The sequence below is a fragment of the Bacillus sp. FSL R10-2201 genome, assembly GCF_038008665.1.
Lineage (GTDB): Bacteria > Bacillota > Bacilli > Bacillales > Bacillaceae_G > Bacillus_A > Bacillus_A mycoides.
In genome coordinates this window covers 78327-103874 of the sequence record NZ_JBBOZP010000002.1, presented here as the reverse complement: position 1 = coordinate 103874, position 25548 = coordinate 78327, and the positions used below count along the sequence as shown (strand labels likewise).

Here is a 25548-nt window from a genome sequence, read left to right as displayed (position 1 = left end):
GTTGAACCTCCTTTCCACTGACTTTTTACAACAAAAAAAGGTGAGCAGTTATATCACTGCTCACCTAAATAAATAGACTTCCCGAATTGTATAAAAAGGTAGAAAAATCCATAATTAAATACGCTTATAGATGCACTTAAATAAGGGTTTCTATCTTTACAAATCTACTCTAATTAACTATACTAATAAGAGATATTTATATCTCAATAGCATAGTTAACTAGAACGGTTTGGGAAGTTTACTCACTGATAGAGCAGTGACGTAAATGGAATACAAGATGTGTCCAGCAAATTGTATTCACCAAGAAGTAGAGATGTGTCCAAGCAAATCTACTTCCTCTGTCTGGTTGAGACGTCCAAATCTCAATTAGACAGCCGTTCTTTTTTTATTTGTTTTTTATGTTTTATGTGTCTTATATATTCTACAAATTCTTACGAATTTTTTATGTATATTATCAAATTGTGTTGAGAAACTTGTTGTCTATAACGTTACAACAAGTTTTTTTATTTGTAAATATCAAAAAAAGATACATATTAAGCATGTACCCCTAAAAAGAGAAAAGATACATGTATCTTTGTATCCTTGTATCCTTGTATCTTTGTATCTTTGTATCTTTGTATCCTTGTATCTTTGTATCCTTGTATTCTTGTATTCTTGAATAACTTATAAAACGTTGATTTAACAGCATTTATTATAAAACCATCTTTTGGTTTCCTATAAAAAAATAGTAAAATATAAAAAAGGATACATTTATCCTTTTCATGTTTCCACTCATATGTTATGATTGTTTTAGGATACAAAGATACATGTATCTTTTATTACAATTGTGTTACATTTAAAAAGGAGTGAATCTCTATGAAAAAAGGACACGTAATAATCAACGCCCAACAAAAAGGGGGCGTAGGAAAAACTACTGACTCTTGTATGGAATCTCTTGTAGCTTCTCTAGTATTTAATAAGAAAGTTTTATTTATTGATACAGACCTTCAAGGAAACGGAACTACATTCTTAGCAAAATCCTTCAAAATAGAAGAAATGCAAAAAACATTAATGAAATGTTTAGAAGATGGTAATCTATCAGATGGCATTATAAAGCTTCATGAAAACCTCGATATGATCCCATGCGGTTACGATATGAGAAAGTACACAGATTTTTTAATTGAAAATTTTAAGACTACTGAAGATCGAACTTTTTATTTTGCAAAGTTGCTAGATAAAATTAAATACGACTATGACTACATATTCATTGATATTCCACCTTCCACTGACCTTAAAGTGGATAATGCTATGGTAGCAAGTGACTTTGTTATAGTAGTACAAGAGACTCAACAATTTTCTTATGAGGGAAGTCAAAGGTTGATTTTTGATTATTTACAAACTTTAGTGGATGACTTTGGACATCTTGTTAAGATGAACGTAGTTGGAATTTTGCCTGTATTATTGCAAAAGAAACGTTCATTGCATAATGAGATTGTCAAAAATACTATTGAAACTTTTGGTGAGGAAAATGTCTTTAGTACAATAATAAATAATCATGCTCGCCTAGAATGGTATCCACGTATTGGGTTCCAATTCGAGGATCATCATGATAAGAGAATGTTAGCTCTATTCTGTGATGTATTCTGCGAGCTTGAAGAAAGAATTCATCTCTTTGAAACTAAAGGAGATATTGTAGACTACAAATATACTCCTAAATATTTCGTAGATAACAAACTTACTAAGTTAGGGAAGGGAATTGATATAGGTGAGTTTAATAAAGAGACAACAACCCAAAGATCCTAAGATTACTGAAGCTGCTGATGTCACAAGAAAAGTAGAAGATAATACACCCTCTTCTCAAACTATAGCAGATGCAACAAACCAACATAAAAAACAAGTCGGTTCGCAAAATCGTAAAAATATAAAGGTTTCTCCTGATACATTTAGTTTGATTGAAAATATTTGTACTTTAAGAAGCTTAAAAAAATATGAAGTAATAGATGAACTACTTGAGAACTTCATAAAAAACGAATTAACCGAAAGAGAACAGAAGCTACTTCAAACTCTCAGTTCTAAAGAGGATATATAAAGATACGCATTATGCCGTATCTTTTTATTTTAGGATACAAAGATACATGTATCTTTGTATCTTTGTATCTTTGTATCTTTGTATCTTTGTATCTTTGTATCCTAAAATTAATTTACAAAAGGAGATGCGCCATGAGAGCCCTTTTTATTATTGCCTTAGTTGTCATAGGGTTAGTATTTTTTAACGTAATATCCTTACATACAATCGGAACATTAGCCCTCATAATCGGATTCATAATAGCAATTGCACTTGGTACTTATTTCTTATACCGATTTGCTCTTGGATTTCTTGCACTATTTACAACTTTCATTGGTATTATTTTAGTGATCTGCTTAATTACATACGCTGCAACTAATTTAATTTAAAAGGAGAAGTGAATTATGAATGCCCTAAAAGAAAATAAAAGCCAAGTTTCTTTCTTTGAATTATTTTTCCAAAATCACACGATCAAAAATGATGTGTTTGTTATAGAAGCAAATGAAAAATACTTCTTTTTTGAATACGAAACTGTCATAAGTATGATTGAAGATTTTTCTCCAAAACAACAGGAATATATAAAAAGGCAGCTGCGACTTTACAATTACTTAAATCAGGATCTATCCGTTTGTTTAGTACAAATTGCATCTGATTATGTTAGAAGACTTGTAGGAGAACATAAGAAAATGGAGTGCAGAATCCTACCTCTACACTCCATTTATAATCACAATTAAAGAATACGAAGATTCTCTAACGCAATATACCCAACTAGAATTATACTATATTCCTACAGCACTTGTAACTAAAACGGAGTCCCTAATCGGACTCCATTTTTTACCTTTTACACTTTTAAATTTTTAGGATACAAAGATACATGTATCTTTGTATCCTTTTTTAGAGGTGTACCCAAGAATGTTATACTAAGCTGAGCACCTCAACTATCAATATTGATGGTTTATAAGATAAAGATAGCAATATTAATATTGCTATCTATTTTGCTATTAATAGCCACATCCCTTTTAGAAACATAGCATTCCCCTTTATACATACCCGAATGAAATTTCAAATAAACTTATATGAATTTTGTCCTACCGCACTTTACTTTCGGTAATAGAAAATGAAAACCATTTTAAATATGGACAGTTAAATATTTTGTAAGAATTACTGAAATAATTTTTATTTATCAAGATTATTATATTTATTGTTTTTCATGTTATGATAAAATCAGCTGATATTGCTAGACGGTCGGATTGCTATCCTTTCTCGATTATTTAAAGAGGGGGAGGTGAGAAGATGGACATAACGGAAATATTTACTTACTTAAATGATTTATTGCATGATCCTATACAGGACGGTTTGAAGATATATTTTGTTGGACTTGCATATAAATTGTTAGATAAAAATGAAGATTACCCAAATAAAAGAACCGTCAATGCCTGCAAGCTAAATGACGGTTCAAAACACAAATAATATTTAGCAACCGATTGTTTAAGATATCAGTTACCAAGGGAGATGCGCCAACATCTCTCTTTTTATTATGAACAAACTTTCTCTTCAATATTACTGCAGTCATATATCAATACGTCAATGTGACTACTGTAAGTATAACAAAATCATCAAAAAAAACAAATAAAGTTGTACAAATTACACGTCTCAAAAATGAACAACCTCTTATTACGAGAATCAAGCAACTTCTTATCACAAGAAATGAAGACATACATGCCTTGTAATTTTAGTACCTTCTTTGTTCATAAAAAAAGAGCCGAAGCTCTTAGAGGGGTAAAGATCGACTCTTTTTCTGTCGCAACAGTGATTTGTTAAATTACATACGCTGCAACTAATTTAATCTAAAAGGGGGCATAATTTGACTATTTGCTTGATACAAATTGCAGCTGATTATGTTAAAAGACTTATAGGAGAACATACAAAATGGAGTCCCTAATCGGACTCCATTTTGTACCTATTATACCTTTGAGTTTTAGGATACATGAATCTTTATATCTTTGTATCTTTGTATCTTTGTATCTTTGTATCTTTGTATCTTTGTATCTTTGTATCTTTGTATCTTTTATAAAAGAATCTATTCTAAGGGGCTACTACCAGTAGTTTCGCTCTCTTCTTCTACTAAAGTTCTTAATTCTTCAGCTAGTTCATAAAGCTTCGTTCCATATTGATATAGCGGATCACTTTTTATAATATTATAATAGCTTGCTAAAAATGATATATTGTCTGAAAGCTTCATAATACTCCAATATAAGTTACCTTTCATTAAAATATTAAAATGCGAAGGCATTTGCTGACCAAATGTTTCAAAATCCATGTTTTCAATTAACCTTTGCGGATGAACCCAATTTGAAGGCTCATCATAACATTGGTAATAACCTATCTCTTGAAGTTCAACACACAAATCTGTCAAACTTTTCCCACTTGCTATCTCATACCACTGTTTAAATTCTGGTCTTCTTACTTCTACATGTTCTGATTTAATTTCTTTTAACGCTTCATCCTTAAGTTTAGACAGTTCTTCGATTTGTTTAGGAGTAGCAATGTTTTTCATTTCTTCACTGCCATTTTTAAAAAATTTATTCAACTTATTAATAGTTTCAAAGTTGTATTTTTTATGAAAAAACTTAATATAGTTCTTTTTATCTTCGTCCTCAGCACTCGCAAAAGTGTCGAATGCTATTTGTAATTCAAACAATGTCCTTTGTAAAGGTAAGACTCCATCAGTAATACCATTCTCCAGTAGATGAAAAATAGTATTTATTCTCAAATTGATATTTCCAACAAGGTAAAACATTAATGTATCTACTTCGTCAATTTCTTTATGTCGTAAACAAGTTTTTTTCAGTGCTTTTAATCTTCTCTGAGTTGCTTCAAAAATTTTCGTATAAGTCGGTAATTTATTGTTCATATCTAGAATATCCCCTATTCTTAAATAAACTGGCATTTTCTTCTCAAAATCACTCTATGAATTTAAGATACATGTATCTTTGTATCTTTGTATCTTTGTATCTTTGTATCTTTGTATCTTTGTATCTTTGTATCTTTGTATCTTTGTATCTTTGTATCTTTGTATCTTTGTATCTTTTTTATTTCTTAGCTTCAGCCCACTTATAATTGAATTCTCCACCAAAATCATTTGTAACTATGCCTTTGACTGAAGAACGTTGTAAATATGATCTTCCCTGCTGATAGAAAGGTGCGACCGCTCCATCTTCTAATAAGATTTTCTCAGCTTGTTTCATTGCTTCCCAACGTGCTTTTTCATCACCAGCTAAATTCGTTTTCACTTGATGAATTAATTCATCATATTGTTTGTTTGAATACTTATCAAAGTTGTATGTACTATCTGTCGTGAATAAATCTAAAAATGTAATCGGATCAGGAATATCGGGACCCCATACATCAACACCTAAATCATAATCACTATTTAGAAGCAATTGAATTTGTTGTTTGCGTGGCTGCGGCTTAACATTGACCGTTAATCCCTCTAGATTCTTTTCTAGCTCACCTTTTAAATAATCCGCATTCTTCTTGGCAAACACATTGTCACTTGTAAGTAATTCTAGTGTTACCTGCTCTTTCCCAAGTTCTTGCTTTGCCTTCTTCCAGTTTTCCTTCGCTACCTTCACATCATCTTTTACTAATGTTCCATTTTCTTTTCGGAAGTCTTTTCCGTCCGAATCTTTAGCAAAATCAGTTGGTATAAAACCATACGCAGGAAGAGAACCATTGTTTAACACTGTATCAACAAAGGCTTTTTTATTCATTGCCTGACTAATCGCCAAACGAGCATTTTTATTTTTTAACACTTCATTCTTTTGATTCATACGTAGGAATTGCACCGTTACTTCAGAACGTTCCTTGAAGTCGGGATTCTTTCTATATTTATCTACAAACTCACCTGTTAGTCCTACACGGTCAATTTGACCTGATTCATATAGATTTATTTCTGTTGATTTATCTTTTACAATATCAAAGTTGATTTCGTCTAATTTCACTGTTTTAGCATCCCAATAATTCGGATTCTTTTTCAACTGAAAACCTTGTTCATGCTTCCAATTATCTAATGTGAATGCTCCGTTATAAACTAATTGATCTGCTTCTAAACCATACTGCTTCCCTTTTGATTCAAAATACTTCTCGTTTATTGGTAAGAACGTTGCAAACGTTGTCAAATCTATAAAATAAGGAACAGGCTGTTCTAATTGTATTTCTAATGTTTTATCATCTACTGCTTTGACCCCTAGCTGATCTACAGTTAGCTCTTTACTATTAATTTTCTTTGCATTCTTAATATCAAAGAATAAAAACGCATATTCTGCCGCTGTATCAGGGTTCACGGCTCTTTTCCAAGAAAACACGAAGTCTTCAGCTGTTACAGGTGTTCCGTTTGACCATTTTGAATCCCTCAGATGGAATGTGTATGTTTTTTTATCTTCACTCACATCATACGATTTCGCTACTGCTGGTATCGGCTTATTTCCTTCCCCCAACGTATACAAACCCTCGAACACGTTTTTCATTACGTTCATAGATTCACCGTCAGTTGCCTTTGTAACATCCATCGTTGGGATTTCCGCTATATACGGTAAATGAATAGATTGGTTTGTTTTATTCTTGTCAGTTGCCTTTGCTGTATTTTCTTTCTTTTCACTACTACACGCTGTAAGTAAAAAACTAGCTCCTAAAACAGCAGCCATAATAGGCGTTACTTTTTTTAACATGTTTCTTTTCTCCCTCTCTACGTACGGTTCATAGCATTAGATTATCTAGTTGTATATTGCCTAGAAGAAGCAATCTTTGCCCCTAAGTAATAAACCTCGTAAATCTGTCGCCAGTTTAAAACGTAGCACCCAAAGATGGGCATGTCAATTGGACAAATTGTAAATTTTAATATACAAATCCAAAATTATAAAGATTTTTACTATACATTGTTTTGTAATGATATTTTTAAGCCCTCTTCTGAAAAACGGCTCTTTATTTTCCATTTTAAAAGCATGTACGACTACAATTGATACAATAACACCAAAAAGACAAAAAATCACAATACCGACTTATTAGACCCCTTAAATGAAATTCCTATAAAATTATTTTAAATTCCAGTTTCCATACTCTTTTTGGTCTTAGATTATATTTAACTACCCTTACTGTATGTGAAATTATTAATCGAACAAAAAATAACTCATATTTAAATTCCTCTTGCAAAAATGAAAGTACACCCGATTAAGAGTGTACTCATCCCCAAAACTTTTTCTCTTTCGCCGCTGCCACTTCTTCAATCATTCGTTTTGCGTCTTAAATTTCTCTAATCATTTTCATAAGGTTTACATCTCTTCGCTCTAATCTTTTTTCGAGTCTTCCCTCATGTTCCTTGCGATTCCTCATATCTTCCTCCATTAATGTATTCCGTTGATCCATGTAATCACTTAATCTGTTTTCCATTTCTAATAGATTTGCTTGCTGCACCCTATTAAGTTCCGCTACCATAGCGCTATATTGTTGGTGAAGTTGATACTGCACATGATACGGCATCGGATTTGCTTCTTCAGTTTCTTCTTTCTTATTAACGATGCCATACTCCTTTACAATCAATTTAGCAGCCTTTTCTAAGGTCATGCCATCCTCTTTACTTAGCTCTACTAAGGGCTGACGAAATACCACATCAAACTCTGTATAATCTCTTCTTCCCCGACTATTCTTCCGTACCTCATACCCTTCTCGTTCAAGAACGTCCGAGTATTTTCTAAGGGTACTGCTACTTACTCCTAACCGACCATATACCTCATTTGCGGTGTACACTATTTCCATTCCTGCCATAGCGTCATCCCACCCCCTATAAGAAAAATTCAATACATATAACCTAAAACTTTCAAGAATAAATCGACGAGGCTCGTACTGTCTTTGCTGGTTTTTGTCGGAATAGAGGGGGGTTAAATCACAAGAAATCTTCCGTGAAATTATTTGTCCCCCAAAAAATTATATCTTTCGAAAAATTACTCTTAGAATATACGGAAAAAATTCTTATAATACGCAAAGTAGGCTTTTATTGGGCTATGCAGCTATCTAAAAGGGGGATATTTAAATTATGAAAAAGACACAGGGAAGAAAGAAAAAATTAATGGAGTATTGTCATTTTACATGAGGTCAAGAAGCATTAGAAAAAGCAGGACAATAATATTAAATTTGATGCCATTCTCCACACGAATTTAACGAATTCCCCGAAAGAATTCTCCTTCCTCAAGCGTGTGAAGGGCATAGCCCAACGGTAGGTAGGAGATGAATTTCGGTTTGGCATAGCCAAAAACTTTTGATAAACTAGCTATATGAAGCTCTTTGATAACTTGATATATGAGGTTGCAGGAAGAAAATAGAGTGCGAAAACCAAGCCATTCGGTTCCCGCGTAAAATATCAACCGTACCAAAAGAGCGTCCAAGCGTTGGACATCTAGGGGTGGAACACCCCGAAGTAACGCTCAGGGAGACGAAAGGTTACTTTCGTCGTGGAACTGAGAAGCTCCCACTTCAAGCTTTGCTAAGTGGCGAGTAGTTCACGCTTGGCACTTATGAATATTTGGTTGAGCGATCGATATGTTGTGCTGAAATGTCAATATACCTTAAAAAGGAGTTCTCTTTATCAAGAGAACTCCTTTTCTTATTTCTTCTTCTTTTCTGTCGGTTGGCTTTGTTTAGCGAAATTTGATAAATCATCGAATTTCGGTTGCTTTTTACCAGCATTATTACTTCTACCTTTTCCCATATGTAATGCACCTCCCCTCACCCTTCCCCTTACTATTCCCAATAAAAAAATCCTCTTGCATCCAAGAGAATTTTTTTATTGGGCTCTTATTAATAATGCCCAACTGTGCTCATAGCACTTCCAGCCCTGTCATACCATATTGGATGCTGTTGACCATGAATTAGTCATGTATAATATGTATCATCCCTTATTTTTTATGGCGTTTTACGATTTAGGTCTTGATAACGAATGGCCAGTATGCCGGAACAATACGAAAGAATTAGAGAAATGCTGAATTATTTGAATAAAGTACCAAAACCAATTGTAACTGAAGATATGAAAGAACAACTACAAATAGGGCTTGTGCAATTACTACAAAACAAAGAGAAAATATTGATTTCATACTATCGTGACGGGATGGTCCACGACATGTACATAAATATATTACATATCGAGCCGATGACAAGAACTATATATTGTACGGATGCATTTAGTTTGAATACCGGGTTTAAGTTTTATGTTAAGATAAATTTATTCAGAGAATGGGAGGGTGCATATATGTATGAACCGAAGATGAAAGAAACTGAAAATAGTGTAATTGAATTTATTGAAAGTGTGGAAAATGAGAAGAAGAAGGCAGATGCCTATCAGTTATTAGAAATTTTTGAAGAAGTAACTGGTTACGACGCAAAAATGTGGGGTCCTAGTATTATAGGCTTTGGTTGCTATCACTATAAGTATGCATCAGGACGTGAAGGGGATGCACCTTTAGTGGGGTTTTCACCAAGAAAGGCGAAAATTAGTCTTTATTTGACCTATGAAAGTGAAGAAAGAGAAAAATTATTAGTGAAATTTGGTAAGCACACGAAGAGTAAGGCTTGTATTTATGTTAATAAATTAGCTGATATCGATATCGATGTTTTAAAGGATTTAATTAAACAGACAGTAGAAACATATCAGAATCTTTATCCGAACGAATAAAGTTATTACGTGATTTTAAGGAACCGTGAACAGTTGGGCTAATTCCATTTGATTCCAAAATACTTTAAGGTTCTGACTTTATCGATTTCCCTCTATTTGTTTGTGGGATATAGATTAAGTTCAAACGAAAAGCTATAAGTTCCCTTCTGAATAAAACTCAATATTCCGTTCATACTATAACTACATCTAGAGTTACATCCCTGTTGGAGGCAGTTAGCTTTTGCTAGCTGCTTTTTTGTATTAAAATAATAAAAATTTTTGTTCTTTTTTCTTTTTCACATCATATATTTCTAGCCTAGACTTTCCGCTCAGAGAGTTACCTCCTATCTTAAAGAGCACTGGTGCATGGTGCTCTTTTAATTAAATAAAGATTTTGTCAAAGAATTTTCTTCACCTTTTAACTGGACAAGCATATGTTATTGTATGAAGGTTCCCCTTTCATAGAAAACTACCTTTCTTGTCAAAGAGCATGCTTATATACATGCTCTTTTTCACTTGTTATGAAATAAGGATTTTGTTAACATTATATAAATGATATTAAGTATGATTTTATGAACATTTCGTATTAATGTGTTCTAATTAATTATGCCTATTATCTAAGATGGCATATCAGCAATAATTTATGCGCTGGTCTTCATATTAACAATGCAGTAGCAATTAACAACGGGCGGTTTCGCTACAACTAGAGTAAATGCACCAATTATATCCATATAAGACAATGGTTGATTATAAAAAAGAAGCTATGTTGAATATTCTTCGACAAAGCTTCTTTTTATTTCATTATTAACGACTAAATCTAAGAGCTGTTAGAGTATTTACTCCTTGTACAAATAAATTAGGATTTCCTACAGTTACTCGAACTTGGTATCTAACATCAAAAAGTTGAGTTGTTGGAACATCTACATGTGAAAAAGGAGTTTGGATTTGATCATCATCACCCTCATTATCAATTTCAAATACTTGTGTATAAATGACCTGAGGTGTTCCTGATAATGGAGATATTCTTGTAATAGTTAATGTAACTGTTGAAAATACATTATTATTATTATTTAGACTGACGATACCACTCAGCCATACACGGTCCCCCGTATTTATTTTATCAAAATTTACTGTTAAAATTTGAAGTGGCGCTGCTGGTGCAGGAGGAACGAGTATGGGAGTAGTAATTAATCTTTCATCATATTGAAATTCGATAGATTCTTTATTATGGCTATGGCAAGATGAACCTTTATAGTACTTGTCATCGCCTTCACCACAAGATGAACTCTTATAATATTTGTATTTTCTATCATAATAGCTTCCTATTGTAACCACCCTTTCTAGATTCGAATATATAATTCTATATAATTTATTCATGAAAAACAAAAAAGATTGTACTATATCCTATTGAATCTATAAAGGTTACAACATTTATAAAAAAGTTGCGATACTCTGTCACTTGCAATTAAAGACTTCTAAATGAGTTTTAATCAAACTTTATTTCAAATCAACATAAACAAGTAAATTTGGATTAAAGGAAAAAAGAGATAGCTTTATGAGCTTTCTCTTTCTATTTTGGTTATTAGTATCGAGTGATAATTCTTGTAAAACTGTTTGCATGTTCTTCGCAATAATGAAAGGCTTTATCTAGTAAATCATTGAAATTTTATATTCTTCTTTTTGAAAAAACTAATAGGTAATTCTCTTGATAATACCTACATACTTCTTGAATCTCTTCAATAGCTTAGTAATAATGGTTTCCTTTTCTTACTCCATGAATTGGTTTTGAATTGAAACGATTAAGCTTTAACATTCGTAAGGCTTAACTTTCATAAGATTCCTGGCAGCGTACATATGAGTCGATTGCACGAATTTCACGAATTGTTAAAATAACTAGATTTGCTTCTAAGATCATAATAATTCTCCCTATCTTCCAGATGTTTACATCATTCTAAAAAATTTATTTTACAGATGAATAAATATCCTATGATTGTTAATCAGTCATTTTTAACTCCTCAATTACTTTAATATTATTAAGGGTCTCCTCATCAGTTGGTAAGAAACGAAGAACCATTTTATTATGATGATAAGTCTGTTTATAGTCTTTTAGCTGAAAGTAGCAAAATGCTAATTGTTTATGCGGTAACCAAGTTTTAAAGGGTTGTTGTTCAATGAAATGAGCAGAATTAGCTGAAGGTGCTTCTATAGCTTGATTATACCAATAGGCAGCTTGAGAAAACTGATTATTCTTAAGAAAAAATTCACCTAGGCGACAGCTAAATTCCGGTTGAGGAACATCGTATTCTAAAGACTGAAATGTGATTTCTATTTCTTTTTTAAAATTTCCGATTAGATGATAACAACTAGCTAATTTATGCATAATAAAAAGCCTGTATTCTAATTGGATATCTTCGTAGTCTAAGAACTTGTTATAAAATTCAATGGCTTGTTTATATTTTTTATGTTTATGTAATTCTCTAGCATAATGAAATATATCGTGAACTGTCATCTTACCTTTATTTTTTTTCAAAAATTGTTCATATAGTTTGAGATTTCGATCTGATTCATTATCGGCATAATTTTTTTATGGGTGACTATAATGTCACTTTCGAGAGAATTATACTGTTCATGAATACTTAGATCTTCATGAACAACGCCGTGCCATTGAAAATTTTTACTTCTTTTAACTAATCTATTGCGGCGAATGCTGGTTAAAACATTATTGAATTTATCAATTTCCGCATGATAAATCATGGAAACTGCATCAATTTTTTGAGTGAGTGATTGTTTTAAATCAAGTAGCTTTTTACGTTCTTCTGGTAAAAGTATATCATCAGCGTCTAACCATAAAATGTAGTCCATTGAAGCTTGATGGAAAGAATAATTTCGAGCTGCTGAGAAATCATCTATCCATTTAAAATCTAAAATTTGTTTCGTCCATTTACTAGCTATTTGTTTCGTTTGATCTGTTGAGCCTGTATCTACAATAATAATCTCATCAGGGATGTCTTTAACTGATTCTAAACATCTATTAAGTGTTTCAACTTCATTTTTTACAATCATACATAAACTAATTGTAATCATCTGAGCACCTCTGTTATAGATATCTTTATTTTATTTGAATTTAGATTTTCCACCTAAAACGTAGTACCTAAACGAATCTCAATAGGTGAGGCTGTAAGTAGTTCACGTTGTGGTTCTCAAATTGGTTTTATAGCTCGTAGTTCAACTATCATTTCAAGAACAATATTCCGGTACTTATTTACATCATCTAATATCTCTGTCCCAGTTTTCCCTTGATATTTGTTTGCATCTACAATGATTATAATTTTTTCAATTAACCAATCGCCTCTATACCCATAATCTGCACGCCAATAACAAGGTTGGCAAAAATAATCAAAAGAATGTAAAAAATATTGTCTCACATGCGTTGGATCTTCAAAAGCACTATCACTTGATCCATAAGGCACTTTAAAATAATAATAGAATTCATCATATTCTATGCTTAAAAACAGAAACAACCTGTTACTAATCTACATTATGTTCATTGATTAGAATGATAAAGTACTTTGAGCTTTGCTTCAAATTTATAATTACTTAGATCAATATTTAACAATTTGCTCGATACAAACTGCATCTAATTATATAAGAAAGCTTATGGAATACCATAAAAAAAAGGGCTGTAAGCCCCTCCCACAATCCCTCATTAATCACCATTAAAGGATAAATCGTTCATCTAATACCATATACCCATATAAAATTATACTCTAACTCCACATTATTTATAACTAAAAGGATTCGGATATCGACTCCTTTTTTGCCTATTCCTTTTCTTCATCATACTTCAAATTTACCCATCTATCTTTTAACTTTAGCCCATTTATAGTTAAATTCTCCACCAAAATCGTTGGTCACAATACCTTTGACAAAAGAACGTTGTAAATATGATCTTCCTTGTTGGTAGATCGGCGCTACTGCTCCATCTTCTAATAATATTTTCTCTGCTTGTTTCATTGCTTCCCAACGTGCCTTTTCATCATCAGCTAAATCGGTTTTTACTTTATAAATTAGTTCATCATATTGCTTATTTGAATACTTATCAAAGTTATATGTTGCATCTAAATAATAAACCTCTTATTAATTTACCATTAAAAAAGTAGCACTCTAGAGATTATTGTGTTAATCACTAAAATTTATTTTTAATGCGGTATGTGAAATTATAAACCGTAAAAAAATCATTATTGTGATGTTCAGGCCTAAATACAAATTTATACTTTTATACTTTCTATCAATCCTCCATTTAAAATAATTATTCTTCCAACAAGATATTGACCCATACACAAACAAATATTAAGAACATATAGGTAACTATAATGAAAAATTCAAACTCAGAAAAGATGTTGTAAAATTATGTATTATAATCCTTATCCAACTCAACAGCCATACCAGTATCCATACAACCGACAACATCCATACAATCAACAATATCCCGATACATTTAGAACTGATTTCACCACTCTGATCGGTGATTTTTTTACTGTACCCAACACAATACCTGATGTTGGTGGCGGAATATCAATATCTGGTGGAACTCGTGTATTCATTCATGACGTGTCCTCTAGTGGAGTTACCATAGTAGCTCTTAGCAAAAAAGGTGCCACATGTAGAGCTATATCCGTTACTATTAGTCCTGAAACCTTAGATGGTGTGGCAAGTTTTAGATAAAATAAGAAGAAACCATTTTGTAAAAAAGATTAATCAAAGTGGTTTCTTCTTATTTGTAGTCATAATTCAAATTAAAATTCGGAGTACATCCATTGATGAATGTACTCATTTCCAAAACATCCACCAAGAATTTTTTTTTGACCTGGCTGCCGCTATTTCTTCCTGGGCTGATACAATAGTACGTTTAGCATCTTGAATCTCTCTGACCATCTTCATAAGATTATCATCTCTTAGCTCTAACCTTTTTTCTATCCTTTCTTCACGTTCCTTACGATCTTTCATATCTTCCTCTATCAATCTATTTCTTTCTTTTATATCCTCTTCTATCAATTTGTTCTTTTGATCTATACGATCACCTAGTCTCTTTTCCATTTCTAATAGGTTTGCTTGATGCACCTTATTAATTTCTTCTATCATAGCGCTATATTGTTGCTGGAATTGATACTGCATCTGATAGGGAACTGGATCTGTCCCCTGGGATTCCTCTTTCTTATTATCAATTCCAAACTGCTTCGCAATCATTTTCGCAGCTTTTTCTAAAGTCATACCATCTTGCTTACTCAACTCTACTAACTGTTCAATAAGCAAAACATCAAACTCTGTATATTCCCTTCTCCCTCGACTATTCTTTCTTACATCATACCCTTCACGTTCAAGAACATCCGAATACTTTCTAAGTGTGCTGCCACTTACTCCTAAACGACTATAGACTTCATTGCTGGTATATACTATCTCTGCTTCTGACATAGCGCTACGCCACCTCCTATAATGAAAATTCCATATCAAAGGGCTAATACCTCTTGAAATCCATCGACGAAGCTCGCACAGTCTTTGTAATGTTTTGTCAAAATTATGCACAGCCACATAGCGCTATAGTTAAGTAAAACCTTTTAAAACGAACCGGTTATCTCCAAGATGTGTATATCATGTACTGTTAAAACAAACATCTTAAGATTGTATTGTTTCAACTAACTACAACTTTTTAATCAATTTTTTAGTTTTTAAAACCGTGGCAAACTCATCATCTAAAGTTGCTAGTGATACATTATGTATTTGTTCAGACACAAAAATAGGCTGTAGAGAAGACTTTCTTCACAGCCTGAGAAAACACTTCTCTTAAGATAGAGAAGTGTTTTCCCTTCATTATTGATTAGAGCTAGAAGATTGTGATTTTTTTGCAGCTGATTGTGCATTTTGTTTTTTCACTGCATGCACATCTGTTTCAGTTGCAAATTCTGTACCATAACTAGCATTTGCACTTTGTGCACCTGAAGCTTGGGCTTTCTGTGCCTCTGCTTTTGCATTCGCTTGTTTCACTGCATGCACATCTGTTTCAGTTGCAAATTCTGTACCATAACTAGCATTTGCACTTTGTGCACCTGAAGCTTGGGCTTTCTGTGCCTCTGCTTTTGCATTCGCTTGTTTTACTGCTTGTACATTTGTTTCAGTTGCGAATTCTGTACCATAGCTAGCATTTGTGCTTTGGATGCTAGCGCCAGAAGTTGCCTTATTGTAACCTTGTTGTTTTTTGTTCATCTTTCTCACCTCCACAATCAATAATATAACCAACCCATTTAAAAGCTATTCTTAATTATATTTTTTAAATTGCCGCATATTATTTTAATCTTCATTCAAACTACATATTATAGAGATGAAATTATGTATATAGGACGAGATATGGCTGAACTAACCATGCTTTTAAGAAATAAATGGAAAGAAGAAGAAGTATTAATTACATATTATAAAGATGGTTATTTACTATCTAGTTATATGACTGTTGTTGATATTGATCTCGATTCACTAAATACCGCTGTCATATGTACCGATGCTTTTTATAATAAGATGACTCTACAATTTTCTAACATAACAGACGTAAAATAGAATAGATTTAAGTAGATTGTTATAAAGGAGTGTATAAAATGCAAGGGAATCAGATAAGAAAGAATACAGGAAGAACAGTTATTCATAATGATATAAATAACTATCCCTATTTAAGTATTCCTATGATTATCAATGAGAAAGATGGAAAGCTTTATGAAATTTTAAGCGCCGGTTTTCATACTAATGATGCAGTAGCAATAATATCAACGGACGGTTTTGTTACAACTAGGGTAAATACACCGATCGTAACAGTAAAAAACAATGATAGTAGTATTCAAGCATACCGCTTACCTTTAGAACTGGAATATTGGGTGCTTTCTTGTATGCGTGCTGCTTCAGCAGGAAAAAATCCGTTGCCATGTAAAGTTGCTTTTGGAATCATTGACACTAAATTTCATGTAGAATTTAAATAAAAAAGAAGGGGCTCAATTTGAGCCCCTTCTTTCTTCAGTTATATAAACATCAATTCTCTATATTATTTATAGGAACAAACACATTCATTGCTTCCACTGTTAGGATCAATTCTCCCCTTTGTTTATCTTCAGGTTTATAAATTTAGCGCACTCTAAGAGCAATATAAGGCTTCATTCCCCAAGTAGTAGATACTGTATTACCACATAACATATTTCTACCAGAATATCTTATTGCCCCTGCTTTAAAGTCAAATGTATCAAATTGTTTAAAGGTTTCTAATGGAATTTCCCCTTGAATTGCTCGTCTAATAACATCTGCAGCTATTTCATTAGCTACTCTCCTCATCTCAGCCGTGAACTTGTGTTGTTCATCAATTTGTAATGATGAAATAGTACGATTTACTAAGTTATTTATCCAGTACAAGAAGGCACTTGGATTAGCACTAAATACAGATACTCCCTGTAATACATCTTTTTCTGCAATGTCATTTGCCCAAGCTGTAACCCAACCGCCATTTTCAATTTTGAGTTCTAAGTCAAACTTATTTGTCAGGTATCCAGTATGACCGTGACACACAGGAGGATGATGCACTGCATGATCCTCCTGCCCTAAATGTTCTAATCCACTGCTCAGCAAACTCATTCGTTCCAATTCAGAATTATGAATATCATGTATTGACGTTCCAGTGTATTCGTAATTCCAATTACTATAATAATCATAATGACACTCTGGATAAGATAATGGATACAAAGGGGGAAATCTAGATAAATATTGTGGAGAGTAATTACTAAATTGACCACATGGAATTATATATGAGCTATATGTTTTAATTAGCATGATAATTCCTCCTATACTTCTATTTTTGAAAGCAATATATGGTAAACAAGGTTAGTTAGGTACTTGTCTAAATTTAAATGGGTATAAACGAGTATAAATTGGGGAACTTACTAAAAGGAGAATTTGATAATAATAGACCAAATTCCGAATATGGGTCAGTCTCAGCATACACATTTCTCTAACGAATTTAATCCAGGAAGGGTTGGAACAAGTTTCTCTTTTTGATAACGTAACACAGTAAGAACAAGAAATGAATTTAGCGAAAGTAATAGATGGAATACGCAAAAAGTCTTGGAAAACCAGCATTTGACGAAGGATTTCCTACACGCATAGCGCCACAGCTAAATACATAAACACGTTTATAGGAGTAGCATCACGAGGAGCTGAAAGCGAAATATTTGCCTTTGATCAGAAATAAAAAAACAAAAGTTATATATTAAACTTTTAGTTTTTTATTGAATAATTTAGGAACTAAACTGAAACTCTTGCATACTATGTAATTAGGAAAAACAGTTTTGGAAACAAAACGCCCTTTCCATCGGGGCAACCCGAAGGGAAGACCGATGTCTTCCCGCCCTACATAAGAAGATCACCTTAGGGTGATCTTTTTGGTTCTGGTTCAAAAATCATTTAATAACATGCCTATCAGGTTAAGAATACAAATCACCCCCAAAACGAAAATTTCGTTCTGGAAGAGCTATAAAATATTAAGTTGATGGATGTGGGGATTATCTATGAAAAATTATTTTATAAGGACTGGCATTCTTTTAGTTTCAAATTTTTCGAATTCTATAGGACAATATACAAACGTTGCTATAGGTTCTGAAGTTTCGTTTGTTAAAAAAGTGTGGTTAATTATTTCACCAGAAGAAGAATAAAATATGATTTTGATTTTTGATATAGGAGGAAGTGTTATTACTAGTGGTTTACTTGTCATACTAATCAGCTCCTAAAATCATTTGATTTTATAAGAACTTAATATGTATTCAATAAATATGTATGAACTCATTTTATAAAGTTAGTACTTTGTGAATTGAGAAATTTAACAAAATAGTTATTTGAGACAAAAATATACGCAAAAAAAGAGCGCATTGTATAGGCGCCTTAATAAAAGTCACTCAATGATCAAGATAATTACTTACCACATTTTTATTTATATGTTTCAAATAAAAAAGCAGAACAAAGTCCTTATCTTGTATTGAAATAAAAAAACATGCGCAGAAATTGCGCATGCCTATACAAAAATCTATGTCTTGTCTATGTAAACATATGCTTGTTTTATGAGAATGGTGAGTGTATTTGAAGAAACTGGTTATTTAAAGATAAAGAGCGCTTTTAAGGCGCTCTATGAGCAAGACTCATATCGAAAAATGTGACTATGATTATTGTATGTATGTTTTTAATATGTGTGCAGATTTTTAACAAAATCGTTATTTAAATAGAAAAAGGGCATGAGAGATGAATCAAAACCTTAATAGCGTGAAATTTTTTTATAAAAACACCTAATGGGGAGATTGCAGAAATAAAGGAAATTCAAAAAGTCAGTATCGTTTCTCATCAAGTAGTCGATTCTGATTTTAATTCTGGTCAAGAAATGAGCAGTGCGTTTACATGGGAAGAACCGGAGAATGTAAAAGAAAAAATAGAAAGATGAAAACAGTGTTTGTAAATTGATCTTTAACATTTTATATAATTTAACATCTAGTAAATATTAGAGGGAAGGAGGTGTTGGTGTGGACCGATTTAGAAGAATTTCTGATACTCAAAGGTTTATAGATCCTGCAACTATAGGGCCGATTCTTCCGCCACTCCCATCCATTACTTTTCCAACGAGTCCAATCGGAGTAACGGGTCCTGTTGGAGCAATACAAACGACAAATGTATTGTATTTTACTTTTTCAGACGAACAAAGACTTGTCTATACAAATGCTGATGGCTTACCTCAATATCGGATAACACAGATATTGTCACCAAGTGATGTTTCCTATATTAATTTATTTATAAACGGAATTCTTCAGCCACTATCTTCGTACCAGGTTGTAACTGGGCAGTTAACTTTTGTTAGCTGCTCTTTAATTTGTAAAAAGAGCACTCATTCAAAAACACCTACATATAATACTATTTCCTTTTTCAATTCAATCAATATTTTCTCTCTAAGAGAAAATCTCCCACACTCTCTCCCTAAATAATTTTGTATTATTATAGTGAACTCAAAAATATTGAGCTATTATACAGTAATCCCCGGGAATCTGGAAGTTTTAATACATTATAATAATTGTATTTAGAAATTTTATTTATACCTTTTAATTGTTCGTTTTTTAATTCTAGCTCTCTTATTTTTCTTTATAACTTTTATATGGTGTTAATGGCCAGAAATGCGGTTCTGGTGCAAAGATAAAATAAAAGAGAATATAGCGCATATATTTCGAGCGGAATTGCATTTTATGCTGTTAGCCCAAATAATTGATGGATGAATTCTTTCTGATTTTGAACAGACTGATCCCGTAAATCAATCTGTTCTTTTTTAATCATATGCATGGCTTCAACACCAATCAATATAGAAGTTGCAGTTTTAAATGACTTAAACCCCAACATAGGACGCACACGTTTCTTAATAGAACGATGATCTTGTTCCACTATATTATTGAGATATCTAACTTGTCTTAGCTTTATGCCTTCAGGCATATGTTTTTCTTCTTTCAACGCTTGAATTGCTACAGGATAGGCAGGGTTCTTATCTATTGTTATCACGCGAAGTTTAGAAACGTACGAAAAAGCCAAGGCTTTCATGAAAAAACACTTGGTGGCTTGTTTATCTCTTGATTTACTTAGATAAAAATCAATGGTATTCCCTTCTGAATCAGCGGTACGATATAAATACATCCATTACCCTTTTACTTTAATATAGGTTTCATCGACTCTCCATGAATCATTTGTTGATTTTAGATGATGTCGTACTTTCTCCTCTAATTGAGTTCCCTATTGATGAATCCAGCACATAATCGTTGTGTGAGCAATGGATACTCCTCTTTCCTCCATCATTTCCACCAGGTTACGGAAGCTCAATCTGTACCGTAGGTACCACCTTACTGTTAATAAGATTAGTTACGGCTGATAATGCTTCCATTTGAACAAATTTCCCTTTTCCATACCGATCACACACCTTTTTTAGAGTAATACTATCAGTATGTCCAAGTTTAGGAGATTACTGGCAAGAACTTTAGAGTTTTTGCACCAGAACCTAATTTCTTTAGATTGGAAAATTAAAACCTAATCTACCCGTCTTATGACGTCTTTTCTTTTTTTAAAAGGACCTGCTCAATTACTCTATAAAAACATAAGGTAAAATGAATCCGTTAAAATTGTTGAGTGACCCCTCGTTTTACCCTCTTACCAAAAGGAGGAACCATTATGGGATTTGGTGGTAGTTGTGGCGGCGGCTTTGCTGGTGGCTTTGCTTTATTAGTTGTATTATTTATTTTATTAATCATAGTTGGAGCTGCTTGCTTCTGCTAAAAAACTATCAGAAAAGACACTCTTACATGAGTGTCTTTTCTTTATTTCTAAACGGAATTTCTCATTCATTCCATAAAAACATACAGTAATGTAAACCCATTAAAACAACAATCTATCCCATTGTTAATTCTTCTAATTAAAGGGGGAAAAATTATGAGTTACGGTGGTTCTTGCGGTGGCTTTGGTGGCGGCTTTGCTTTACTGATCATTTAATCATTATCGGATGTAGCTGTTGGGGCGGCAGATTCGGATACTAGGAAAGGGCACTGTTATTAGAGTCCCTTTTCTATACACACTACCTAAATAATGCAATTATGCCTAACATCAAAAATATACATATAATTAATAATAAATATAGTAAAACAATGAATGTGGATGCATCCTTTAAAGCAGATTCTTTTGAAAAGCATAACATATCGTTCATTTTAAAAGATATGGCGTCACTCTGATACTGATCTCAATTCTTTTGTATGTTGTGTACTAACAATCTAGTGCATATAGACGATTCTGTTTTATAGGATGTGTTTACACGTATAACCAAGGGATAATACGGAAAAATTTATATTAATGAACGTGGTTCAAGTCGGAGGAAGGCACCTTAGAGGGTTATTCTTTTATAAAGAAAAATCCTGATGCTCCCCTCTATATAACTAAAAAAATTGTGTTATAATATCTCCTGAACATATGTATGGGATAACGACTACTTGCTCTTGGTAAGTAGCAATTTATCTAATGAAGAGATCACTTGTTTCCAAGACAAGTGATCTTTTTATATACATTTCCCTTACTATATTTGAGATTCACAAGAAATTCAATTGAACATATCTGCAAAAGTCATTCCTACATTATTTTTTCGTTTCATTTGTTTCTCCAAGTAAAGCTTCGTTATTTGGATATTTTCATGACCTCCTCATAGAGTAGGGCGATCTTGTTCGTTTACATTTGCACGCTACAATTCTTCTTAAAGAGGTTTTTCTCTATACCCAAATACATGTAGATGCTAAAAATAGAACGTATCAGTACTGTTTTCTTCGCGAGCGTTGACGCTAGAACTGGAATTTCTCTTTCCATTCTTCACGCTTTTTAACCAGTTACTATATCTACATATATGCCAAGGCCATAATATTTTTAATAAAGAAGCATAGCGCTATACGCCTTCCCCGTTCAATTCAAATTCTTCCGCCTGTTACGCCGTACATTGACAAAACGAAAGAATCTCCGCTACATAACTCTTTTTTATGTCCTCTTTCACTTTTTCTTCTCATCCATATCTTTTTATAATTGTAGAAAAAACAACTCAACACTTTACTGATTACTTATTATACAAAGGAAGAACGTCATTATTTAGACAAAACTATACATGGTATTTATACTACTCCTAATCGAATTTATAAATCATTTGATTTACCAAGCCCTATAGAAAGTGTAATTCAAACCGAACAATCTGATCGGGCATTACGAGATAAGGACTTTATATCTAGTTAGGAGGAAAAACAAAGAAAGAAAAGATGATTAATTTAACTTCCACTTTTCATAAAATCGATTCGTATCCCCAGCACTAAAAAGTATCTAGTCATTCCCTTCTCGAAAAAGAAACAAACCCATTAGTAGGATTCATGCTCATCGACAACTGTAAAAAACAGGGTTTTTTTCAACATAGAATCCATTGGTAGCCATGTTACAAGAAACAATCCGTCATAGTACACCGCAAATCAAACTGAAATATGTTGATTAATTAAAGAGGAGAAGATGGTATTATTAAATCAATTTTATATTTAAATGAAAAATCCACACTTAACTGGACTCATATACTCACACCATCCCTTCTAGACGAGCATAAAATGTACTAACGAACGAAAGGGGGTAATTATTATGGGTTTTGGTTTTGGTGGAGGTTGTGATTTCAATAGATGTGATGATCGGAGAGATCATCACAGAGATCATCACAGAAGAGAAGAAAACCATAGACAGGAGAATAATAATCCAGAATTATTACAATTCTTAAGAACATTAACTCCTGGTACTTGTATTGTTATTCAATATGATTCTCAAAGACCTACAAGTGCAACATTCCAAGGTTTTCAAGGGAACAACGTAATTATTTTATCTGACTTTGATTGTTTCCCAGGATTAGCACGTATTGCGATTAACAGAATTAACGTAATCTCTATAAATTCACCTGATTGTAATCGTTTCTGTTGCAAGCGTAAGAAGCATTGTAGAGAATGTGAAGAACATGATCATGATCATAAAGATGACTTTTAAAAATGATTGAATAGAAATACCTTTCCTTTAATTTTATAAGCCAATTTGCAGAAAAAACACCTATTAAAAAATAGGTGTTTTTTCTTTCCTAAATTTACTGAACTGAACGTAAATAACAAACCATTTCATATAGCGGACATATACTATTGTAAGGTCGGCATCCAAATGACCCAAATAAATACCCATGCCAAGAAATAAAACTACAAAGTATTTCTTGGCACCTTTTACATAAAACAAATAAATTTATAAAAATGTACAAGTTAATTATAGATTTCGCGATGTGGGAAATCCCATATCGGACTTTAGTCCGCCTTTAGGCATGGGATGAAAGTATCGCTTTTTCATAGAAAAACAGTTGTGTTTTGGTTATACTTGAACTATAGAAAAGCACAAGTCTTTAAAACGCCTATATGTTCCTTGAAAACAAGATATCATATGGAGTTCGATAGCCGAATTCACGCTATCGGTAAAATGATATGTGTCGTCAAAAACAAGAGGCTAAAACATATGAACACGCAACGATCTGCACGGTATGGTTATAGTACCGTAGCTCACGAACCTATACGGTCTGTCGTGAGAGTGGTGATGGCATACCGCAATCTTGCACGTCAGCGATACCAGAAATGGACTTCGCCTTTGGTAGCAAGAATCCCACTGACGTTAGTCAGCTTGCCCCTTTAGGGGTGGGAGTGTCAACAAGTTATTCATATTATATAATTAAGGATTAAATGATAAAAATAGATACAAAAAACACATGGATAGCAATTTATCTGTGTTTTTTTGTTTTATCTAGATTTCTTTAAATTATTTCTAACCGCACTTCCCGAAAGAATTCTCCTTACTCAAGCGTGTGCAGGACGATAGCCCAACGGTAAGTGGCAGATGAATTTTGGTTTGCGTAAGCCAACATATTTGCTACCCTATACTTTTATACAGATCGCTCTTTGAAAACTGAAGATATAAGGTTGTTGTAGGAAATTCGTCTACAAGGTAAAATCTTCAACGTTCTATCGTCCTGCGCTACTGAAATATGTGAAAAGCAGGCGAAGAAAGTAGCGTATATGTGTCTAACGTACTCATACTATTTTTAGGGGGAGGGGCTACCCTGTTAGATTGGTAAACATAAGTGACTAGTAAAAATCACTTACTTCCCAAGAAGCTCCCACTTCAAGCGTCAGCTAAGTGGTGAGTAGTTCACTAACTTCACATTTCAATAGGAGCAACCCTATTGATACAAAGTTTTTTATCTTAACATTGTAAATCTGCAAAATCCTGACACCACTCCTAAAACTAGCAAACAAGTGTTAAATTAACGCTCTTTTATACTTTTTTTAATTACAGATTGTTTTTATCACTGTTTAAAATGTGTTATAAACCTGTTCACAAGTTGCGGCTGTTGGTTGAAAAAAACAGTGTTTTTTAAAACGCCCGACAAAAGGCTGATTATACCATTGTTGAGGACAATCACCTGGTGGTCTAAAATACCATAAACTAAATTTCCCAGGCCAGTACCTCTCTCCATTGATTACTCGACGAGCTAAGCTTTTTTCACTTTCTCTTGCTCTTTGATAGAAATAACCGTGAGTAACAGCTTCAAATGCGTGTTCTTGGAAAATCATTTGTCTAATGGTACGAAGATTTTTAAAATCGGAACAATTGGCTCTTATTCGGTTAATTCCTACATTTCCGACGAGCAGCATACCCTGAGTTCCTTCTCCTTCGGCTTCTGCTCTCAGTAATCTTGCTAAAAGTGCAATATCTGCATCTGTAGCGTTAACAACCCCCATGACTTCACCCCCATTATATTTTCTTCTTATAGTATTACTTATTAGTCAGGATAATGACTTTTTCACATAATATAGATTGCTATGTCTACGAAGGATGAAAGATAATTACTCTTGAATAGGAAGGATGATGGTACTTGAATATAGACTCTTTCATGGAAGGATTTGTATTGTCATTGGTATGAGTCTTAAAGATGGAACGACAGGTGAAGAAAAATTGCTAAATAAACTCATGAATAGAGGTATTTATCATTTTAGCCAAGAAAACTCCTTCCTCAAGGAACGTGAAGGGCCACAGCCCAGTGAGTAGGTGGGAGATGAATTGGCTTCGAACAAGGGATGGCATGAAGCCATCTTAATTGTTCGACATATGTAAAGTG

21 protein-coding genes and 10 pseudogenes are annotated in these 25548 nt (G+C 33.0%); 17 read left to right on the top strand and 14 right to left on the bottom strand.

The annotated features are described in order from the left end of the window. The first annotated feature begins 855 nt into the window (after positions 1-855). From prgP to NSQ69_RS27660, 5 genes are all read left to right on the top strand, one after another. Entirely contained in the window at positions 856-1782 is a 927-nt protein-coding gene (gene prgP, locus NSQ69_RS27680) for a ParA superfamily DNA segregation protein PrgP (RefSeq protein ID WP_000715265.1), read from the top strand. After that, entirely contained in the window at positions 1745-2068 is a 324-nt protein-coding gene (locus NSQ69_RS27675; protein ID WP_000052609.1) for a hypothetical protein, read from the top strand. Before prgP ends, NSQ69_RS27675 begins: the two co-directional genes overlap by 38 nt. A gap of 131 nt (positions 2069-2199) precedes the next feature. Beyond that, on the top strand, positions 2200-2433 hold the full coding sequence (locus tag NSQ69_RS27670; protein ID WP_048516945.1) for a hypothetical protein: 234 nt from the start codon (positions 2200-2202) through the stop codon (positions 2431-2433). Positions 2434-2448: 15 nt separating this feature from the next. Further along, a complete protein-coding gene (locus NSQ69_RS27665) occupies positions 2449-2778 on the top strand; it encodes a hypothetical protein (RefSeq protein ID WP_341099986.1) in 330 nt (109 codons plus the stop codon). A 559-nt stretch (positions 2779-3337) separates the two neighbouring features. Next, positions 3338-3514 (top strand): hypothetical protein, encoded by a 177-nt coding sequence (locus tag NSQ69_RS27660; protein ID WP_198948348.1) that lies wholly within the window; start codon positions 3338-3340, stop codon positions 3512-3514. Positions 3515-4124: 610 nt separating this feature from the next. On the opposite strand, the gene NSQ69_RS27655 is transcribed toward NSQ69_RS27660, so the two are convergent. From NSQ69_RS27655 to NSQ69_RS27645, 3 genes are all read right to left on the bottom strand, one after another. After that, on the bottom strand, positions 4125-4958 hold the full coding sequence (locus NSQ69_RS27655) for a DUF5677 domain-containing protein (RefSeq protein ID WP_328019917.1): 834 nt from the start codon (positions 4956-4958) through the stop codon (positions 4125-4127). A 178-nt stretch (positions 4959-5136) separates the two neighbouring features. Beyond that, positions 5137-6774: a peptide ABC transporter substrate-binding protein gene (locus NSQ69_RS27650; RefSeq protein ID WP_328019915.1), complete on the bottom strand. Its 1638-nt coding sequence runs from the start codon at positions 6772-6774 to the stop codon at positions 5137-5139. A 571-nt stretch (positions 6775-7345) separates the two neighbouring features. Next, positions 7346-7867, bottom strand: coding sequence for a MerR family transcriptional regulator (locus tag NSQ69_RS27645; protein ID WP_328019914.1), 522 nt, complete (start codon positions 7865-7867; stop codon positions 7346-7348). 1168 nt (positions 7868-9035) lie between these two features. On the opposite strand from NSQ69_RS27645, the pseudogene NSQ69_RS27640 reads away from it, so the two are divergent. Together NSQ69_RS27640 and NSQ69_RS27635 are read left to right on the top strand one after the other, a co-directional pair. Beyond that, positions 9036-9290: pseudogene (locus tag NSQ69_RS27640) on the top strand (YolD-like family protein); the annotation flags it as partial. 54 nt (positions 9291-9344) lie between these two features. Next, positions 9345-9767, top strand: a complete 423-nt coding sequence (locus NSQ69_RS27635) for a DUF1801 domain-containing protein (protein WP_257144553.1) — start codon at positions 9345-9347, stop codon at positions 9765-9767. 783 nt (positions 9768-10550) lie between these two features. Here the strand turns inward: NSQ69_RS27635 and NSQ69_RS27630 are convergent. The 6 genes and pseudogenes from NSQ69_RS27630 to NSQ69_RS27605 all read right to left on the bottom strand — a co-directional run bounded on the left by NSQ69_RS27630 (position 10551) and on the right by NSQ69_RS27605 (position 16022). Then, positions 10551-11123, bottom strand: coding sequence for a hypothetical protein (locus NSQ69_RS27630; protein ID WP_341099983.1), 573 nt, complete (start codon positions 11121-11123; stop codon positions 10551-10553). A gap of 616 nt (positions 11124-11739) precedes the next feature. Further along, positions 11740-12830 (bottom strand): annotated as a pseudogene (locus NSQ69_RS27625) (tetratricopeptide repeat-containing glycosyltransferase family 2 protein). A gap of 116 nt (positions 12831-12946) precedes the next feature. Continuing rightward, a complete protein-coding gene (locus NSQ69_RS27620; RefSeq protein ID WP_341099982.1) occupies positions 12947-13216 on the bottom strand; it encodes a hypothetical protein in 270 nt (89 codons plus the stop codon). 388 nt (positions 13217-13604) lie between these two features. After that, positions 13605-13865: pseudogene (locus NSQ69_RS27615) on the bottom strand (peptide ABC transporter substrate-binding protein); the annotation flags it as partial. A 711-nt stretch (positions 13866-14576) separates the two neighbouring features. Then, a complete protein-coding gene (locus NSQ69_RS27610; RefSeq protein WP_016119526.1) occupies positions 14577-15218 on the bottom strand; it encodes a DUF3967 domain-containing protein in 642 nt (213 codons plus the stop codon). Between the two features lie 396 nt (positions 15219-15614). Continuing rightward, positions 15615-16022, bottom strand: coding sequence for a gamma-type small acid-soluble spore protein (locus NSQ69_RS27605; RefSeq protein ID WP_215601509.1), 408 nt, complete (start codon positions 16020-16022; stop codon positions 15615-15617). A 108-nt stretch (positions 16023-16130) separates the two neighbouring features. Here NSQ69_RS27605 and NSQ69_RS27600 point away from each other — a divergent pair, with 108 nt between their 5' ends. After that, entirely contained in the window at positions 16131-16352 is a 222-nt protein-coding gene (locus tag NSQ69_RS27600) for a YolD-like family protein (RefSeq protein WP_328019904.1), read from the top strand. A gap of 38 nt (positions 16353-16390) precedes the next feature. After that, complete coding sequence (locus tag NSQ69_RS27595; RefSeq protein WP_341099981.1) at positions 16391-16765, top strand: hypothetical protein; 375 nt, start codon at positions 16391-16393, stop codon at positions 16763-16765. A 142-nt stretch (positions 16766-16907) separates the two neighbouring features. Here the strand turns inward: NSQ69_RS27595 and NSQ69_RS27590 are convergent, their stop codons facing one another. Beyond that, positions 16908-17603, bottom strand: coding sequence for a hypothetical protein (locus NSQ69_RS27590; protein WP_341099980.1), 696 nt, complete (start codon positions 17601-17603; stop codon positions 16908-16910). A gap of 163 nt (positions 17604-17766) precedes the next feature. Here NSQ69_RS27590 and NSQ69_RS27585 point away from each other — a divergent pair. After that, positions 17767-17910: pseudogene (locus tag NSQ69_RS27585) on the top strand (DNA repair protein); the annotation flags it as partial. A gap of 435 nt (positions 17911-18345) precedes the next feature. On the opposite strand, the gene NSQ69_RS27580 reads toward NSQ69_RS27585, so the two are convergent. Further along, positions 18346-18540, bottom strand: a complete 195-nt coding sequence (locus tag NSQ69_RS27580; protein ID WP_328019898.1) for a hypothetical protein — start codon at positions 18538-18540, stop codon at positions 18346-18348. A gap of 835 nt (positions 18541-19375) precedes the next feature. Between NSQ69_RS27580 and NSQ69_RS27850 the strand changes: the two are divergent. Then, positions 19376-19666 (top strand): annotated as a pseudogene (locus NSQ69_RS27850) (DUF4183 domain-containing protein); the annotation flags it as partial. Positions 19667-20045: 379 nt separating this feature from the next. On the opposite strand, the pseudogene NSQ69_RS27570 reads toward NSQ69_RS27850, so the two are convergent. Then, a pseudogene (locus tag NSQ69_RS27570) lies at positions 20046-20705 on the bottom strand (IS6 family transposase). A 309-nt stretch (positions 20706-21014) separates the two neighbouring features. On the opposite strand from NSQ69_RS27570, the gene NSQ69_RS27565 reads away from it, so the two are divergent. Continuing rightward, positions 21015-21119 (top strand): YjcZ family sporulation protein, encoded by a 105-nt coding sequence (locus NSQ69_RS27565; RefSeq protein ID WP_000505684.1) that lies wholly within the window; start codon positions 21015-21017, stop codon positions 21117-21119. 153 nt (positions 21120-21272) lie between these two features. Continuing rightward, positions 21273-21376 (top strand): annotated as a pseudogene (locus NSQ69_RS27560) (YjcZ family sporulation protein). Between the two features lie 707 nt (positions 21377-22083). On the opposite strand, the pseudogene NSQ69_RS27555 reads toward NSQ69_RS27560, so the two are convergent. Beyond that, a pseudogene (locus NSQ69_RS27555) lies at positions 22084-22394 on the bottom strand (tyrosine-type recombinase/integrase); the annotation flags it as partial. 42 nt (positions 22395-22436) lie between these two features. Here NSQ69_RS27555 and NSQ69_RS27845 point away from each other — a divergent pair. The 3 genes and pseudogenes from NSQ69_RS27845 to NSQ69_RS27550 form a co-directional block, all read left to right on the top strand. Continuing rightward, positions 22437-22601 (top strand): annotated as a pseudogene (locus tag NSQ69_RS27845) (integrase); the annotation flags it as partial. Between the two features lie 5 nt (positions 22602-22606). Then, a pseudogene (locus tag NSQ69_RS27840) lies at positions 22607-22898 on the top strand (tyrosine-type recombinase/integrase); the annotation flags it as partial. A 93-nt stretch (positions 22899-22991) separates the two neighbouring features. After that, a complete protein-coding gene (locus NSQ69_RS27550; RefSeq protein ID WP_341099976.1) occupies positions 22992-23384 on the top strand; it encodes a hypothetical protein in 393 nt (130 codons plus the stop codon). A gap of 1358 nt (positions 23385-24742) precedes the next feature. Here NSQ69_RS27550 and NSQ69_RS27545 read toward each other — a convergent pair. After that, a complete protein-coding gene (locus tag NSQ69_RS27545; protein WP_016094038.1) occupies positions 24743-25171 on the bottom strand; it encodes a cell wall hydrolase in 429 nt (142 codons plus the stop codon). A gap of 124 nt (positions 25172-25295) precedes the next feature. On the opposite strand from NSQ69_RS27545, the gene NSQ69_RS27540 reads away from it, so the two are divergent. Further along, a complete protein-coding gene (locus NSQ69_RS27540) occupies positions 25296-25478 on the top strand; it encodes a hypothetical protein (RefSeq protein ID WP_341099975.1) in 183 nt (60 codons plus the stop codon). Positions 25479-25548: the final 70 nt, after the last annotated feature.